The following is a 15,467-nucleotide window of genomic DNA, read 5'->3' on the forward strand; positions in this document are numbered from 1 at the left end:
CCATAACTAATAATTAGCAATGCCTCCTGTCAACCAACAATCTTCACCTAAACCCGCATCCAATCTGGATTTATTTGCCATTCCCCCGTCGTTCCTTTTACAAATTGGTACAGCGTCTATATTACTGCTACTGATTACCAGCAAAACTACAGTAAGAGCGCTAGAAGCCATAGGGGAAGCCAGTGAAGAATTATTTCGAGGCGATCGCCTACCCAACCTAGATTTCCCAGATGAACACGAAATCAATCAAGATGAGAAGATATACACCAAATAATTATTTGCTCAGGAACAACCCAGTGAGCATTAAGTGCAAAACCTAGAACCGTAAACACTAATTAGCTTTACAAGAATAGAGAATATGGGTTCCCTTTTATACTCTTCGTCTCAAACTGCGGATATATACCCGGTGTCGGAATTATTTTTGCGCCATCGTCTCCAGGTAGTGGAAGAATTGTGGGAGTCAGTTCTCCGGCAAGAATGTGGTCAAAATATGGTAGATTTGTTGCGGCAGTTGCGCGATTTATGTTCACCAGAAGGACAAGCAACAAATGACCAAGCATCCTCAGCCGTCAAATTAATTGAACAACTAAATATCAACGAAGCAATTCGCGCCGCTCGTGCTTTCGCTCTATATTTTCAGTTGATTAACATCATAGAGCAGGAATACGAACAACGGCAGCAATTGAGTCGCTATGAGGCAGAAACCGAGGAAATTGAGCCGAAAAGACCAGCCAATGTCAACTATTCCTCTAATCAAAGAGAAGATGACGCGCCTGTTAGTAAGGGAATAGCAGCAGACTTCCTCAGAAAGAATTATCTCGAAAAGGCGCAAATCCAACCCAAAGGTACTTTTGCTGCCTTATTTCCCTATTTATTCAAACTGAATGTACCACCCCAGCAAATTCAACGTCTAATTACACATCTGGATGTCCGCTTAGTTTTCACCGCGCACCCGACGGAAATTGTTCGTCATACCATCCGGGATAAGCAGCGACAAGTGGTACAACTTTTGCAAAAGTTGGATGCCTTAGAAAACCATTCTGGGACTACACCAGGAGCATATCCTTGGGAAGCAGCAGATGTCCGCGAACAATTGCTCGAAGAAATTCGCCTCTGGTGGCGCACAGACGAACTTCATCAGTTTAAACCCACAGTGCTAGATGAAGTAGATTATGCCCTACACTACTTCCAAGAAGTTTTATTTGATGGCATTCCCCAACTTTATAAACGTTTCAAACATACCCTATCCAATACCTTTCCTTGGCTAGAACCACCGAGTAAAAACTTTTGCTCTTTCGGCTCCTGGGTAGGCTCAGATAGAGATGGGAACCCATCAGTTACACCCGAAATTACCTGGCAGACAGCTTGCTATCAGCGCAAAATGGTGCTAGGAAGATATATTCAGTCAGTGAAAAATCTGATTGAGCTGTTGAGCGTGTCGATGCACTGGAGTGATGTCTTACCAGACTTACTGGAATCTCTAGAAGCGGATCAGTCCCAGTTGAGTGAAGTTTATGACGCACTGGCCCTACGTTATCGACAAGAACCTTATCGGCTGAAACTGGCTTATGTGCTGAAGCGACTGGAAAATACTCGCGATCGCAATCTAGCTTTGTACAATCGGGAAACGCCAACCAATCAAGATAGTCCCCTGTATCGTTCAGGAGCCGATTTTTTAGCAGAACTGCGGATGATTCAGCGCAACTTAACAGAAACAGGTTTAAGTTGTCGAGAATTAGAAAATCTCATCTGTCAGGTAGAAATTTTTGGCTTTAACTTGACACAGCTAGATATCCGTCAAGAATCATCCCGTCATGCCGATGCGCTCAATGAGATACTGGAATATCTACAACTATTACCCCAACCTTACAACGACCTCTCGGAGGAGCAAAGAGTCGCTTGGCTTACAGGAGAACTGCAAACCCGTCGGCCATTAATTCCGGCAGAATTGCCATTTTCTGAAAAAACCAACGATGTCATTGAAACCTTTCGCGTCGTGCGATCGCTCCAACAAGAATTTGGTCTAAATATCTGCCAAACTTACATTATCAGCATGTGCCGCGACGTGAGCGACGTGCTGGAAGTACTGCTGTTAGCCAAAGAAGCCAGACTTTTTGACCCCGCCATAGCTGTCGGAACCATTCAAGTAGTCCCCCTATTTGAGACAGTAGAAGACTTACAACGCTCCCGAAGCGTCATGCGGAAACTGTTTGAACTCCCCTTGTATCGCGCTTTATTAGCCGGCGGCTACGAACATACAAAAACAGAGAGTATTGTGGATGAAAACTCATCCTCCCCTGCCCCCCCTGCCCCCCCTGCCTCCCCTGCTCCCCTGCTCCCCTGCTCCCCTGCCCCTGCCTCTTCCCCCCTCCCCACAAACTTACAAGAAGTAATGCTGGGGTATTCTGACAGCAACAAAGACTCTGGTTTTTTAAGTAGCAACTGGGAAATTCATAAAGCTCAAAAATCACTGCAACAAATAGCAGAAAACTACGATATAAATTTGCGGATTTTTCACGGACGCGGTGGTTCTGTGGGACGGGGTGGCGGCCCTGCTTACGAAGCGATTTTGGCTCAACCAGGCCATAGTATCAATGGGCGAATCAAGATTACCGAACAAGGAGAAGTTTTGGCTTCCAAATACTCCTTGCTGGATTTGGCATTATACCACATGGAAACCATCACCACTGCGGTGATTCAAGCTAGCCTGCTGCGGACAGGGTTTGATGATATTGAACCCTGGAATGAGATTATGGAAGAATTAGCAGCGCGATCGCGTCAACATTATCGTGCCCTAATCTATGAACAGCCTGATTTTGTTGACTTCTTCCACGAAGTAACTCCCATTGAAGAAATTAGCCAGTTGCAAATTAGTTCCCGTCCCGCACGTCGTCCATCTGGTAAGAAAGATTTAAGTAGTCTGCGAGCGATTCCTTGGGTATTTAGCTGGACACAAACCCGTATTTTACTTCCTTCCTGGTATGGCGTTGGCACAGCTTTACAAGAATTCTTGAACGAAGAACCAGAAGAACACTTGAAATTGCTGCGCTATTTTTACGTTAAGTGGCCCTTCTTCAAGATGGTGATTTCTAAAGCTGAGATGACTTTGGCAAAGGTAGATATGCAAATGGCACATCACTACGTTCAGGAATTGTCCAAGCCAGAAGATAAACTTCGTTTTGCCAAGGTTTTTGACCAAATTGCCAGCGAGTTTTATCTGACAAGGGATTTGGTGTTAAAAATCACCGATCACAATCGACTGTTAGATGGCGATCCTGTGTTGCAGCGATCTGTACAGTTACGCAATGGCACAATTGTCCCCTTGGGATTTATCCAAGTTTCACTACTCAAGCGTCTACGGCAGTCCCTAAATACGACTGCTACTTCTGGAGTAATTCATTCTCGTTATAGCAAAGGCGAGTTACTGCGAGGAGCATTGTTAACTATTAATGGCATTGCAGCTGGGATGAGAAATACGGGTTGATTGGGAATTGGGCATGAGAATGAGGGAGAAATGGCTAATGGCTAATGGCTGATGGCTAATGGCTGATGGTTAATGGCTGATGGCTGATGGCTGATGGTTAATGGCTAATGGCTAATGACTAAAAATAGAATTTTAATTTGCACTTTTTTGGCTTTGTCATCAGGTTTTTTTGGCGCTTACACCAGCGGGCAAATCACCATGATGCTGCATAGCCAAAAGTGCCAAAACCAACCTTGGGGTTTAAAGGAGATGTGCAATGCTTGGATGACGCCAGGGGCAATGTGGCAAGGTAGCACAACAGGACTTTGGACAGGCACTATTTTAGGGGCGTTTGTTGGTGGTGTGGTGACGCGACAAGCTCGTGATTAGTTAACCTTTGGCGGCTTTGGTGTCAGCAAGGCTGGTAAAATCTACCCATAGCTAAGAAGAGAAAATCACCATGCCTACCGAAACTAACTCAGGGAATCAAACTACTACTGGGGCTGATGCGATTGATGAAGCGATCGCACAGGGAATTGATTTTGATGGTTCTCCCATTCCGCCTGCTAAGTTAGAACTTTATGGTAAAGTGATGGCGCTAGAAGGCAATAGACAGCGCAGTGGTGTATCTAATACGATGCGATCGCGCATTGTGCGAATTGGCGCAAAGCACATTCCCCAAGCAGAACTCGACCAATTACTTGTAGATGCTGATTTTGCACCCCTAAAAGACAAGGAAATTGCCTTTTTCTATAGCGGTAAATAATTGTTGATGTTTTACAACAGTTTTCATTTATTTGAACTAAGTATGTTGTTGGGGCACAGCAATGCTCATTGGTGTCAATTTAACGTACAAATGGGCGAATAGAATTCGCGTCTATACAAACAAAACCCACCTCCGTGGGTTTCAAACCCTTAATTTGACTTTAGTCCGCAGAGGCGGACAATGCCAGTGTAGCCGCGAATTCTATTCGCCAGGTCTTAAGTTGACACCTATGAGCAATGCTGTGCCCTTAATACTGTTCGATTCAGGCAAGAGACGCGATGAATCGCCGTCTCTACAATAATCAGTCTTTCGTTTTGATGGCTGTGCCCTCAATTCTTTACCTCACATATCCTAAATTGCCATCGGTATTTTGGCTTCTTGATTCTTTTGCCGATCGCGTTGAAAAGTGTATCTACAGCAAGATATTGTCAACTTTGCCTTGTGTTTGAATTGGCAGGTGGCTATATGTACTTGAGTAATAGCTGAAAGACTTGGAGAACACATGTCAGGAACTACGTCAAATTCAGAAATGCAATATCGAGTACTCGGTAGTACAGGAGAGAAAGTTTCCGCCATCGGATTGGGTGGTTGGCACATCGCCTTGAAGCACGTTGATGAGCAATTGGCTATCCGCATTGTGAGAACAGCTATTGATCGCGGCATCACCTTTATGGATAACAGTTGGGATTATAACGGTGGAGTCAGCGAAATTCGTATGGGAAAAGCGCTGCGCGATCGCTATCGAGATAAAGTGTTTCTGATGACGAAAATCGATGGTCGTTCTAAAAAAGAAGCTGCAAAACAGCTAGACGAATCACTGAAACGCTTGCAAGTTGATTACATCGATCTTGTTCAGCATCACGAAATGATTCGATACGAAGATCCCCATCGAATTTTTGACCCAGAAGGGGCAAATGCTGCCTTCATTGAGGCGCGAAAAGCTGGAAAACTCCGATACATCGGCTTCACTGGGCACAAAGATCCCCATATTCATCTGCATTCGCTAGAAGTTGCAGCTGCTCACGGGTTTAAATTTGATACAGTGCAGATGCCGCTAAATGTGATGGATGCCCACTACCGAAGCTTTGCAAAGTTGGTTGTACCAGAACTTGTGAAACAAAACATCGGCGTTTTGGGGATGAAAAGCTTGGCAAACGGTATTCTTTTACGGTCAAATACAGTAACGCCAATTGAGTGTTTACACTATGCTTTGAATCTGCCAACATCGGTTGTGATTACCGGAATTGACAGTATGGAAATTCTAGAGCAAGCCTTTGAAGCAGTGCGGACATTCCAGCCAATGAATGACGAGCAAGTGCGATCAATCTTAGCAAAAACTGCAGAAGCAGCATCACGCGGCGAGTTTGAGCCATTCAAAACCTCATCAATATTTGACAGTACTGCCCAAAATCCAGATTGGCTGGGAGAGGAACCACAGCGCATCCAGCAATTGATGTCAGCTTGATGCTTTCTGAGTGTTGTCTCAATACGGTTCAGTTAAAGTTTTTTGATAAAAATCATAGATCGCAAAGACGGGATAAATCGCTGATTATTGTAGAGACGGCGATTTATCGCGTCTCTTGCCTTAACCCAACAGTATTGAGCGTTGTTTGGGGAAAAAGTTTACACCATGATACAACACTAGAGAGCCAGTCCAGTTTAGTAATTGCGATCGCTAACTTTTCTCTCAAGGGCGATCGCTCATATCCAAAATTTGTAACCTGTTTAATTCGACCCTTGATTACCAAGAAATAATCTTTACTCAAAATTCAATCTATCAAAATAGTGAATTCGTTTCATAACTATTGACGCCAGAACTTCTATCTAGGGATCGATATGGCTAATAAGCTAAATAAAGTAGATTTAGTATACTAAATCACATGAGATTGTCTTGTATGAAACTGAATTATGTTACAAAACAGCTTTCCACAGTAAAACGCTGGATGGCTACAGCATTGCTTGGTATATTAGCGATCGCTTTTGTTTGGCAAGGTGCATTTTTCTCAAACACCTCAGCAATGGCTGATCCTGCTGCAACCTTGATTGCATCCTCAGACGCAGGCGATCGCGCTGAAGAAAAAGCTAGTAGAGATGCTGGACGAACCAAAAATTTCATTGATGATGCGGCAGATAAAGTTAAGCAAGCTGCCAAGAGCAATGCCAATAAAATTGACCAAGCAACAGATAATGGTAGTTTTGCTGAACGCAAAGCCAAGCAAGATGCAGCGACAATTCAAAGAAGAGCAAATGAAGATGCATCTCGGACTAAAGAAGCAGTAGATAAAACAAAAAATGCTGTTGAACGCACTGTCGATAACATTAAAGATGCTTTTGGTAAATAAAGAATAGATATAGCAATCCTATTGGATTTCTGAGAATTGCAACCCGTAGATCCCCGACTTCGTAAAAGTTGTCGGGGATCTTGTTTTTCACGAATGATTCAGAAAAATATTAGGTTACTAGCAATACTGTTCGGTTACACCAAGAGACGCGATAAATGATTTATTGTAGAGACGGCGATTTATCGCGTCTTTGTGATGATTTATCGCGTCAAACCTTAACCGAACCCTATTGAGATTACCGGGACTGACATAGAAAATACTGAATTATACCAATAAGATTACGTAATTTTACATAGAAATTGCGCCTAGCTAAACTAGCGATCGCTAATAAAATTAGCTCCTGTCACCGCAGAACAGAAGCAACAATAGTGAAATATTTACCAGCAAATATGCTAGATATATAGTTAGAAATAAAATATTTAACTTTCTTTTTTACTAACTTAAAAAGGTGAAATTGAGTAATCCTCGTAGGGAACTTCCGCAAATTACTTCTAAAAAACTTGTTTTTCTATACGGGTTACAAACAAATTTTAAGTAGCATTACTTATTGACAAATGTGTTATAACTTTAACTGATTGCAACCTAATTTGACGAATTGTTAATGGTTAACAAATTTTTCACCATTATCAATTACGAAGTTATACTTTCCACTACAACTTAGTAACAATGTAAGAGTTTGATTCTGTGGATAACCCGACCGTGGGAAAATCAAAATACCGAAACTCGAAGTTTAGAGAGGAAAACCTTATAATATGCATCTGAGCGAAATCACCCATCCTAATCAGTTGCACGGTTTATCTGTTCGCCAACTACAACAGATTGCCCGTCAGATTCGAGATAAGCATCTCCAAACAGTAGCAGTTAATGGTGGACACTTGGGGCCAGGGTTGGGTGTTGTCGAATTGACACTAGGACTTTATCAGACACTAGATTTAGATCGGGATAAAGTGATTTGGGATGTAGGACACCAGGCTTATCCCCACAAACTGCTTACCGGACGTTACGATCGCTTCCACACCCTCAGACAGAAGGACGGAGTTGCAGGTTATCTCAAACGCGGTGAAAACAAGTTTGACCACTTTGGCGCTGGACACGCTTCTACAAGTATTTCCGCAGCATTGGGCATGGCTTTAGCGCGAGACTTGAAAGGGGAAAAATTTAAAGCCGTTGCCGTGATTGGCGATGGGGCGCTAACTGGCGGTATGGCTTTAGAAGCCATCAACCATGCCGGACACATGCCGAAAACTAACCTGTTGGTTGTTCTCAACGACAACGACATGTCCATATCTCGCAACGTCGGCGCGATTCCCCGCTATCTCAACAAAATGCGCCTCAGCCAACCGGTGCAATTTATTAAAGATAATCTTGAAGAACAGTTTAAGCAAATTCCCTTCGTGGGTGAATCCCTGTCTCCCGAACTCGGACGCATCAAAGAAGGTATGAAACGTTTGGCTGTTCCCAAGGTAGGTGCAGTTTTTGAAGAACTCGGCTTTACCTACATTGGGCCAGTGGATGGGCATAATCTCGAAGAATTGATTACCACCTTCCAACAGGCACATCAGATACCAGGCCCAGTTTTGGTACACGTCGCAACAGTCAAAGGCAAAGGCTATGAAATTGCCGAACTAGATCAAGTTGGCTACCACGCCCAAAGCCCCTTCAACGTAGCAACTGGCAAAGCCATTCCTTCTAATAAACCCAAACCCCCAGCTTATGCCAAAGTCTTTTCTCACACTCTGGTGAAACTTGCCGAACAAAACCCGAAAATCGTCGGCATTACTGCGGCGATGGCAACGGGGACAGGCTTAGATAAACTTCAGGCAAAACTACCCAATCAATATATTGATGTCGGCATTGCGGAACAACACGCGATTACTCTAGCAGCAGGACTTGCAACTGAAGGGATGCGCCCTGTAGCTGTTATTTATTCTACCTTCCTGCAACGCGCCTACGACCAAATAATTCACGATGTCTGCATCCAAAACCTGCCAGTATTTTTCTGCTTGGATCGGGCAGGAATTGTCGGTGCTGATGGCCCCACCCACCAAGGTATGTATGACATTGCCTATCTGCGTTGCATTCCCAACATAGCAATCATGGCACCCAAAGACGAAGCAGAACTGCAAAGCATGATAGTAACTGGTGTTAACCATACCAGTGGCCCCATCGCTATGCGTTATCCCCGTGGCAATGGCTATGGTGTTCCCCTGATGGAAGAAGGCTGGGAACCTTTGGAAATTGGCAAAGGCGAAATTCTGCGTACAGGCGATGACGTGTTAATCGTTGCTTATGGTACAATGGTCTATCCAGGAATGCAAGCCGCTGAAATTCTCGGTGAACATGGCATTGAAGCAACTGTAATTAATGCCCGTTTCGTTAAGCCTTTGGATACCGAGTTGATTTTACCTTTAGCTAAAAAAATCGGCCGCGTCGTCACCTTAGAAGAAGGTTGTGTGATGGGTGGGTTTGGTAGTGCGATCGCTGAAGCTTTACTAGATGCAGATATTCTGGTTCCTGTCAAGCGATTTGGTGTACCAGATGTGTTAGTAGATCATGCTGAACCGAATGAATCTAAAACAGAACTAGGTTTAACTAGTCATCAAATAGCAGAGAGAGTCTTGGAAGCTTTCTTTAAACGGCAACTATCTACTGTTGTTTAGCTAATTCTTTGTAGTAATAAATCGTCCATACTTCTAACTCAGGTGTGGGCGATTTTTTATGAAAACTTTTCAAAAATCTATCCAACACATGAATTCACTGTAGGGGAGTAGAGGTGTACACCTTTACCAAAATATTATTAAGTATTTATTAGACATCTCCAGAAATTAAATATGCGTTATCCAGAATCCTTGTAGAGACGTAGCACTGCTACGTCTCTACATTCATTTTCACCAGATGTCTATTGAAATACTATATATTCTACTTGTAGTGTTTCTATATTAAAGTTTTGTTTTATGAACTATACTGGCGACGACAATTCTCTCCGCCAACAACACGATCGAAAATGCAACGGGTGGCACAGGTAGCGATCGCCTCACTGGTAATACACTAAATAATACTCTGATTGGCGGTGACGGAAATGACCAACTGCAAGGGTTAGCAGTAAATGACACCCTTTAGGGAGGTAATGGTAATGATATTCTCACTGGTGGAACTGGTGATGACCATCGGTGAGAGGTTAAGATAATCTTACTTTTGTCAATTAGAAATTATGCTTAAAATTTGGAAAGAGCCGAGGTATGAAGTTAACTGTTGTACTGAAATTATGGGTTAAGAATAAATGATGCGTATCAAGATGACGCGTAGGCAAAGCCCAACCTAGGCATCGCCCAATCAAAAATTCTGTTTCTAACCCCGATTTCAGCAATATTTTAAGTACTATTGCTTATTGACAAATTGTATCTGACCTTAACCTCTCACAAATGATCCTATACCAAATAGCGAACACGACCATTGAGCGCCATATAAAAGTGAAAGGTGACGCAAGTCCTGATGATTCCTCATTAAAAGAGTATTGGGAAAAACGCCACCAAAAATATGGTAAATCTCGTTTCGAGAAAGGCTCTAAGCTTTACGAAATAGTAGAAAATCAAAACTGGAAATGCCCAGTATGTGACGAACCATTATTCAACACAGAGGAAATCGAAGACGAAATTAATACCCATCACATAGTACCTGTGGCTCTAGGTGGTTTAGACGACGTAGACAACCTCCAGCATCTGCACAATGCGTGCCACAAGCAGGCACATAAAACCCAAGTTAAATCTCGTTTTAAGTAAGGCTTGAGCCGGATGAGTGCGAAAGTCTCATGTCCGGTTCTTAGGGGAGGAGAGAGAGGTGACTCTCGAACCTTACCCGACATTAGAATAAAAATAAACTCGATTAAATTTGGAAAAATCAAATGACGGTTGAGAGATGGACGGATGGAATGCTGGATGGATTGGCTTCAAGCGTTACTGAACTGCGGGAAAGCATTACTGAACTGCGGGAAAGCGTTACTGAACTGCGGGAAAGCGTTACTGAGGAGCGGGAAAGCATTACTGAACTGCGGGAAAGTGTTACTGAGGTACGGGAAAGCGTTACTGAACTGCGAGAAAATCTACGGGAAAGTGTTACTGAGGTGCGTGATAGTGTTGATGGCCTCAGGGTAACTGTTCAAGCTTTGTTACAAGTGGCTGCTCAAAGTCAGCGAGATATGGAATTAATGAAGCAACGACAAGAAGAAAATGATCAGAGATTTAATATTTTGTTAGAAGAAGTCCGCTATTTAAGGCGAGGCAATCAAGAAACTTAGAGACTTGTTAGCGATGCCTAGGTTGGGCTGAGCCTACGCCTTCCTCTATTAAAGCGATACGGTAAGCTACGCTAACGCATAAATTTTACACCAATTTGTTTAATAAATTTAAAAAGGTTATTGCCTCTTTTTATGACACCTTCTACAAACCAGGTTTATCCGGTCATTTGGCACAACAACTCAGTGTCATTAATTGACCAAACGCGCTTACCAAACGAATATACATTTGTGGAAATCCACCGCAGCGAAGATATGGCGCGGGCGATTAAAACGATGATTGTCCGAGGTGCGCCGGCAATCGGTGTGGCTGCGGGGTATGGAATGTATCTTGGTGCAAGGGAAATTGAGACTAGCGATCGCACCGAATTTTTGCAACACTTAGATCAAGTAGCCCAGTTATTGCGTTCTACTCGTCCAACAGCAGTAAATTTATTTTGGGCAATTAGCCGGATGATGAAAACTGCCTACGAAACCCTGGGAACAGTAGAAGAAATCAAGCAAACTCTTTTGCAGACAGCCCAAGCAATTAATACTGAAGACTTGCAAACTTGTCAAGCGATCGGCGATCATGGTTTAGCAGTTTTACCTCTTACCCCAAAAAAGCTGACGTTGCTTACTCACTGCAACGCTGGGGCATTAGCTACTGCTGGTTATGGCACAGCTTTGGGTGTTGTGCGTTCTGCTTGGAGGGAAGGACGTTTAGAACGTTTATTTGCCGACGAAACCCGTCCCCGCTTACAAGGCGCAAAACTCACCACTTGGGAATGTGTGCAAGAAGGTATTCCAGTGACATTAATTACTGATAATATGGCAGCCCATTGCATGAAACAGGGTTTGATTCATGCTGTAGTTGTGGGTGCCGATCGCATTGCGGCTAATGGCGACACTGCTAATAAAATTGGTACATATAGTGTAGCGATCGCCGCTAAAGCCCATAATATCCCTTTCTTTGTCGCTGCACCCCTTTCCACCGTTGATTTTGAATTAGCCGATGGCAGCAAAATTCCCATTGAAGAACGCGAACCAACAGAAATCTATCAAGTTGGTGATACTATTCTCACACCTGCGGGTGTAGATTTTTACAATCCAGCTTTTGATGTGACTCCGGCTGAGTTGATTACAGCCATCATTACAGAAAATGGAGCGATCCAGCCTGATAAATTAGCGAAAACACAGCTAAAGCAAGTAGTGTAATTGACACTTTCCGGTCTAAAGACGCAGAAATTATGATTTTATCTTTGTGATGCAAAACTGTGGCTACAAGAACCCTTACGAAGACGTTTCTTCATCGGCAACGACCAAATCCACTCGACACCTTGTAGCCGCTTCCGCTAGCCGAGTATCAATTGTTGCCAATGGCAATCCCAAGCGCAATGCTAATTCTAAATAAGCTGCGTCATAAGCTGCTAAACCTTAGTATCTTTTAAATCAGTGGGTGTATGGATTTGCAGTATACCATCTGCCCCAATATGCGATCGCAACTTCATCGTTTCCATGTCCGCATCCAGTAATAAAGAAAGCATCAAGAAGGGGGAGGCACCCATAAGAGGATGTTTGAAAAGTTTTCGGCGAATATAATTCGCTACTACACAAACCAAGTCTACCTCCGTGGAAAGCGTGAAAAATCAAGGGTTTTTAACCCAGGTCGGTGGGTTTTGTCTGTATAGCCAAGCCAGTGCGGTCTTCTCCCAAGGGGAGACGCCAGTTGCTCATGGGGGTTTCCCCCATGAGCAACTGGCGTGCGATTTCTAATCGCCAGGGCTAGTAATAATTTAGACTTTTCAAACACCCTCTAAGGGGTGGCTCTTGAACCTTCCCCCAAAAATGTCAAAACTGCTACGTTAATACGAGCTAGACGATGTAGAAACCTCTAGCTTATGAGTTCGTGCAGCGTGTCGCAGACAAGCCAGCTAGAGATAGTTCATTCAAAATGCTGAATAATTGCCTCGGCAAACTCAGAACATTTTAAGGGTTCAACTGGCGGTTCTAGCAACCGAGCTAAATCGTAGGTGACTTGACTATTTGCGATCGCATCGCTTAAACCTTTCTTAATTAGGTCTGCGGCTTCTTGCCAACCCAAAAATTCCAGCATCATCACACCAGACAAAATCACTGAACCCGGATTAATCCGATCTAAGCCGGCGTGTTTGGGGGCCGTACCGTGGGTAGCCTCAAATATGGCACTAGAATCGCCAATATTTGCCCCTGGGCCCATTCCCAATCCCCCAACAATAGCAGCAGCAGCATCAGACAAGTAATCGCCGTTCAAGTTCATCGTCGCCAAAATCGAATACTCATCCGGTCTGGTTTGGATTTGTTGAAAAATACTGTCAGCAATCCGGTCATTCACCAAAACTTTCTCTTTCCATTTGCCATCGCCGTGAGTTGCCCAAATTGTGTTAAGAACAGTTTCGACTTCCTTGACAACTTGCGCTTTCTTGTCTTCGGTAAGATTATCAAACCCAGGCTCAATCTGGCGGGCGTTTTCTTCCAAGGAAATATTCGGATTTTTTTCCTTGTTACTCAAAATCCAAGATTCTTGTTCTGTAACAGTTTCTTGGCGAAATTCACTGGTTGCTAGTTCATAACCCCAATCGCGGAAAGCGCCTTCGGTGTACTTCATGATGTTGCCCTTATGCACCAAAGTCACTTGTTGCTTGTTTTTGGGCAATAGCAAGGCGTGTTTGATAGCACGTCTGACTAGACGCTGGGAACCAGTTTTGCTAATGGGTTTGATGCCAATGCCAGAATCAAGAGGAATGCGTTTTTTCCCGTGTTCTGGGGTGGCGGGGATTAGTTCTTCGTTAAGAATCTTAATTAAGCGATCGCCGATTTCGCTACCTTGTCGCCACTCAATGCCTAAATAAATATCTTCTGTATTTTCCCGATAAACAATTACATCCAGCTTTTCGGGATTTTTGTGCGGTGAGGGCGTACCTGCATAGTAACGACAAGGACGCACGCAGGCATACAAGTCAAAAATTTGTCGCAGTGCCACATTTAAAGAACGAATTCCTCCCCCAATGGGAGTAGTCAAAGGCCCTTTAATAGCTACACCATATTCTTCAATTGCCGTGAGAGTGTCTTGAGGTAAATACTGGTAAGTACCGTATAAATCACAAGCTTCGTCTCCAGCGTAAACCTTAAACCAGCTAATTTGACGCTGACCCTTATATGCTTTAGCTACAGCAGCATCGAGAACTTTTTGGGTAGCAGGCCAGATGTCTATACCTGTGCCGTCGCCTCGAATAAAGGGGATAATTGGATTGTCTGGTACGATTGGTTCACCATTTTTGAAGGTAATTTTTGCTCCGGCTGCGGGGGGGGTAATCTTTTCGTACATCGTTCACACACTCCTAATCGATACGCTGCTAGTTAAAAAAACCTTATGTGGCAGGCTTGTATATTGGGTACTAAGGATTGGGTATTGGTTACTGGGAATTGGGTACTGGGGATTGGGAAGAGACAACGAAGTGATTTTTTCAATAATTCACCCTTGTCTTCCATGTCCCCTCAGTCGTAGTACCCAGTCCCTAGTCCCTAGTCCCCAGTCCCTAGTCCCCAGTCCCCAGATTTTCCCCCTATTCCCCTTGTACATTATTTGGGGATTAAGTGTGGGATTTCAGTGAAGCGATCGCAATTTTGTACGATCAAAAATAGTAAACTACTTTTCGCTATCAGTGCTTCACTTTAGAGAAGCGCAATAGCTTACCGCTCTTTCACTGACCGCTAAAACGAGAATGGCATGACAGACCCAATGATTTTATCAGACCCGGCAAATGACATCGACTCCCTCCGACGACCGTTAATCGCTGGGTCTGAAAAAGTCCAACAACAGATAATCCCACAGTTAGCTGAGTTGGGTAATGAGGGATTAGACGTGTTGATGGAATTTTTACTGAAACGACGTGAAAACCCAGCGACTTGGATTGATGGCAAAGCTTACCAAGTCCTCTATAACTCTGATGCACCTCAAGTCAAAGAATTTCTGCGCTCCTCTTTTCCTGAGGGAATTGTACCTCTAAAATCAGAGTGTGGGATTAACTACAATTCTTTGCAACAGCTACTTGCTGCTCAAGACTTTCAAGCAGCCGATCGCGTCACCATCGAAAAAATGTGTGAACTATCAGGGCCAACGGCTGTACAACGAAAATGGTTGTATTTTACTGAGGTAGAAAATACCTCGGCTGTTGACTTGCAAACCATTAATAACCTCTGGTTAGTCCACTCGGAAGGTAAATTTGGCTTTTCAGTGCAACGAGAAATCTGGTTAAGTTTAGGTAAAAATTGGGAAAATTTCTGGCCGAAAATTGGCTGGAAAGCAGGTAATAACTGGACGCGATACCCTAACGAGTTTACCTGGGATTTGAGTGCCCCTAGAGGTCACTTACCCCTCTCTAATCAACTCCGGGGGGTACGAGTTTTTGCTTCTTTACTCTCTCACCCAGCTTGGACACAGTTATGAGTTAGAAGTTATTAGTTATGAGTTGAAGAGGTTTTTAATTTAAAACTCCTAACTCCTAACTCCTAACTCCTAACTCCTAACTCCTAACTCCTAACTCCTAACTCCTAACTCCTAACTCCTAACTCCTAACTCCTAAC

General features: G+C 43.6%; 14 protein-coding genes. 13 read left to right on the forward strand and 1 reads right to left on the reverse strand.

Annotated elements, in window-relative coordinates; translation table 11 throughout:
* The first annotated feature begins 19 nt into the window (after nucleotides 1–19).
* From V7K67_RS14895 to mtnA, 12 genes are all read left to right on the forward strand, one after another.
* Entirely contained in the window at nucleotides 20–274 is a 255-nt protein-coding gene (locus tag V7K67_RS14895) for a hypothetical protein (protein ID WP_334708542.1), read from the forward strand.
* Between the two features lie 84 nt (nucleotides 275–358).
* On the forward strand, nucleotides 359–3,484 hold the full coding sequence (locus V7K67_RS14900; protein ID WP_334732579.1) for a phosphoenolpyruvate carboxylase: 3,126 nt from the start codon (nucleotides 359–361) through the stop codon (nucleotides 3,482–3,484).
* A gap of 114 nt (nucleotides 3,485–3,598) precedes the next feature.
* Nucleotides 3,599–3,853 carry a hypothetical protein gene (locus V7K67_RS14905; protein ID WP_292853389.1) on the forward strand — a complete coding sequence of 85 codons (255 nt, stop codon included), beginning with the start codon at nucleotides 3,599–3,601 and terminating at the stop codon, nucleotides 3,851–3,853.
* Between the two features lie 70 nt (nucleotides 3,854–3,923).
* The gene (locus V7K67_RS14910; RefSeq protein ID WP_334732578.1) at nucleotides 3,924–4,229 is read left to right on the forward strand and encodes a small RNA NsiR4-regulated ssr1528 family protein; all 306 of its coding nucleotides are present in this window, start codon (nucleotides 3,924–3,926) and stop codon (nucleotides 4,227–4,229) included.
* 502 nt (nucleotides 4,230–4,731) lie between these two features.
* Nucleotides 4,732–5,694 carry an aldo/keto reductase gene (locus V7K67_RS14915; protein WP_334732576.1) on the forward strand — a complete coding sequence of 321 codons (963 nt, stop codon included), beginning with the start codon at nucleotides 4,732–4,734 and terminating at the stop codon, nucleotides 5,692–5,694.
* The gene (locus V7K67_RS14920; RefSeq protein WP_334732575.1) at nucleotides 5,694–5,984 is read left to right on the forward strand and encodes a hypothetical protein; all 291 of its coding nucleotides are present in this window, start codon (nucleotides 5,694–5,696) and stop codon (nucleotides 5,982–5,984) included. Before V7K67_RS14915 ends, V7K67_RS14920 begins: the two co-directional genes overlap by 1 nt.
* 140 nt (nucleotides 5,985–6,124) lie before the next feature.
* Nucleotides 6,125–6,571, forward strand: a complete 447-nt coding sequence (locus V7K67_RS14925; protein WP_335167155.1) for a hypothetical protein — start codon at nucleotides 6,125–6,127, stop codon at nucleotides 6,569–6,571.
* Between the two features lie 752 nt (nucleotides 6,572–7,323).
* Entirely contained in the window at nucleotides 7,324–9,231 is a 1,908-nt protein-coding gene (gene dxs / locus V7K67_RS14930; RefSeq protein ID WP_334732573.1) for a 1-deoxy-D-xylulose-5-phosphate synthase, read from the forward strand.
* Between the two features lie 337 nt (nucleotides 9,232–9,568).
* A complete protein-coding gene (locus tag V7K67_RS14935; protein ID WP_335167165.1) occupies nucleotides 9,569–9,691 on the forward strand; it encodes a hypothetical protein in 123 nt (40 codons plus the stop codon).
* Nucleotides 9,692–9,993: 302 nt separating this feature from the next.
* Nucleotides 9,994–10,350, forward strand: a complete 357-nt coding sequence (locus V7K67_RS14940) for an HNH endonuclease (protein WP_335167157.1) — start codon at nucleotides 9,994–9,996, stop codon at nucleotides 10,348–10,350.
* 122 nt (nucleotides 10,351–10,472) lie between these two features.
* The gene (locus V7K67_RS14945; RefSeq protein WP_335167159.1) at nucleotides 10,473–10,865 is read left to right on the forward strand and encodes a hypothetical protein; all 393 of its coding nucleotides are present in this window, start codon (nucleotides 10,473–10,475) and stop codon (nucleotides 10,863–10,865) included.
* Nucleotides 10,866–10,997: 132 nt separating this feature from the next.
* Nucleotides 10,998–12,059 carry an S-methyl-5-thioribose-1-phosphate isomerase gene (mtnA, locus tag V7K67_RS14950; protein ID WP_335167161.1) on the forward strand — a complete coding sequence of 354 codons (1,062 nt, stop codon included), beginning with the start codon at nucleotides 10,998–11,000 and terminating at the stop codon, nucleotides 12,057–12,059.
* A gap of 727 nt (nucleotides 12,060–12,786) precedes the next feature.
* Here the strand turns inward: mtnA and V7K67_RS14955 are convergent.
* Nucleotides 12,787–14,208 carry an NADP-dependent isocitrate dehydrogenase gene (locus V7K67_RS14955; protein ID WP_334730003.1) on the reverse strand — a complete coding sequence of 474 codons (1,422 nt, stop codon included), beginning with the start codon at nucleotides 14,206–14,208 and terminating at the stop codon, nucleotides 12,787–12,789.
* A gap of 402 nt (nucleotides 14,209–14,610) precedes the next feature.
* Between V7K67_RS14955 and V7K67_RS14960 the strand changes: the two genes are divergently transcribed.
* Nucleotides 14,611–15,330, forward strand: a complete 720-nt coding sequence (locus V7K67_RS14960) for a GUN4 domain-containing protein (RefSeq protein ID WP_334730004.1) — start codon at nucleotides 14,611–14,613, stop codon at nucleotides 15,328–15,330.
* The last annotated feature ends 137 nt before the right edge of the window (nucleotides 15,331–15,467 follow it).

It is taken from the genome of Nostoc sp. (assembly GCF_036917155.1).
In the GTDB taxonomy this organism is placed as follows: domain Bacteria; phylum Cyanobacteriota; class Cyanobacteriia; order Cyanobacteriales; family Nostocaceae; genus Nostoc.

Excerpts from the sequence above, each read along its gene's own strand:
- V7K67_RS14910 (WP_334732578.1), top strand. The coding sequence starts at position 3,924 with ATGCCTACCGAAACTAACTCAGGGAATCAAACTACTACTGGGGCTGAT.
- dxs (WP_334732573.1), top strand. The coding sequence starts at position 7,324 with ATGCATCTGAGCGAAATCACCCATCCTAATCAGTTGCACGGTTTATCT.
- V7K67_RS14955 (WP_334730003.1), bottom strand. The coding sequence starts at position 14,208 with ATGTACGAAAAGATTACCCCCCCCGCAGCCGGAGCAAAAATTACCTTC.
- mtnA (WP_335167161.1), top strand. The coding sequence starts at position 10,998 with ATGACACCTTCTACAAACCAGGTTTATCCGGTCATTTGGCACAACAAC.
- V7K67_RS14960 (WP_334730004.1), top strand. The coding sequence starts at position 14,611 with ATGACAGACCCAATGATTTTATCAGACCCGGCAAATGACATCGACTCC.
- V7K67_RS14920 (WP_334732575.1), top strand. The coding sequence starts at position 5,694 with ATGCTTTCTGAGTGTTGTCTCAATACGGTTCAGTTAAAGTTTTTTGAT.
- V7K67_RS14925 (WP_335167155.1), top strand. The coding sequence starts at position 6,125 with ATGAAACTGAATTATGTTACAAAACAGCTTTCCACAGTAAAACGCTGG.
- V7K67_RS14945 (WP_335167159.1), top strand. The coding sequence starts at position 10,473 with ATGACGGTTGAGAGATGGACGGATGGAATGCTGGATGGATTGGCTTCA.
- V7K67_RS14895 (WP_334708542.1), top strand. The coding sequence starts at position 20 with ATGCCTCCTGTCAACCAACAATCTTCACCTAAACCCGCATCCAATCTG.
- V7K67_RS14905 (WP_292853389.1), top strand. The coding sequence starts at position 3,599 with ATGACTAAAAATAGAATTTTAATTTGCACTTTTTTGGCTTTGTCATCA.
- V7K67_RS14915 (WP_334732576.1), top strand. The coding sequence starts at position 4,732 with ATGTCAGGAACTACGTCAAATTCAGAAATGCAATATCGAGTACTCGGT.
- V7K67_RS14900 (WP_334732579.1), top strand. The coding sequence starts at position 359 with ATGGGTTCCCTTTTATACTCTTCGTCTCAAACTGCGGATATATACCCG.
- V7K67_RS14940 (WP_335167157.1), top strand. The coding sequence starts at position 9,994 with ATGATCCTATACCAAATAGCGAACACGACCATTGAGCGCCATATAAAA.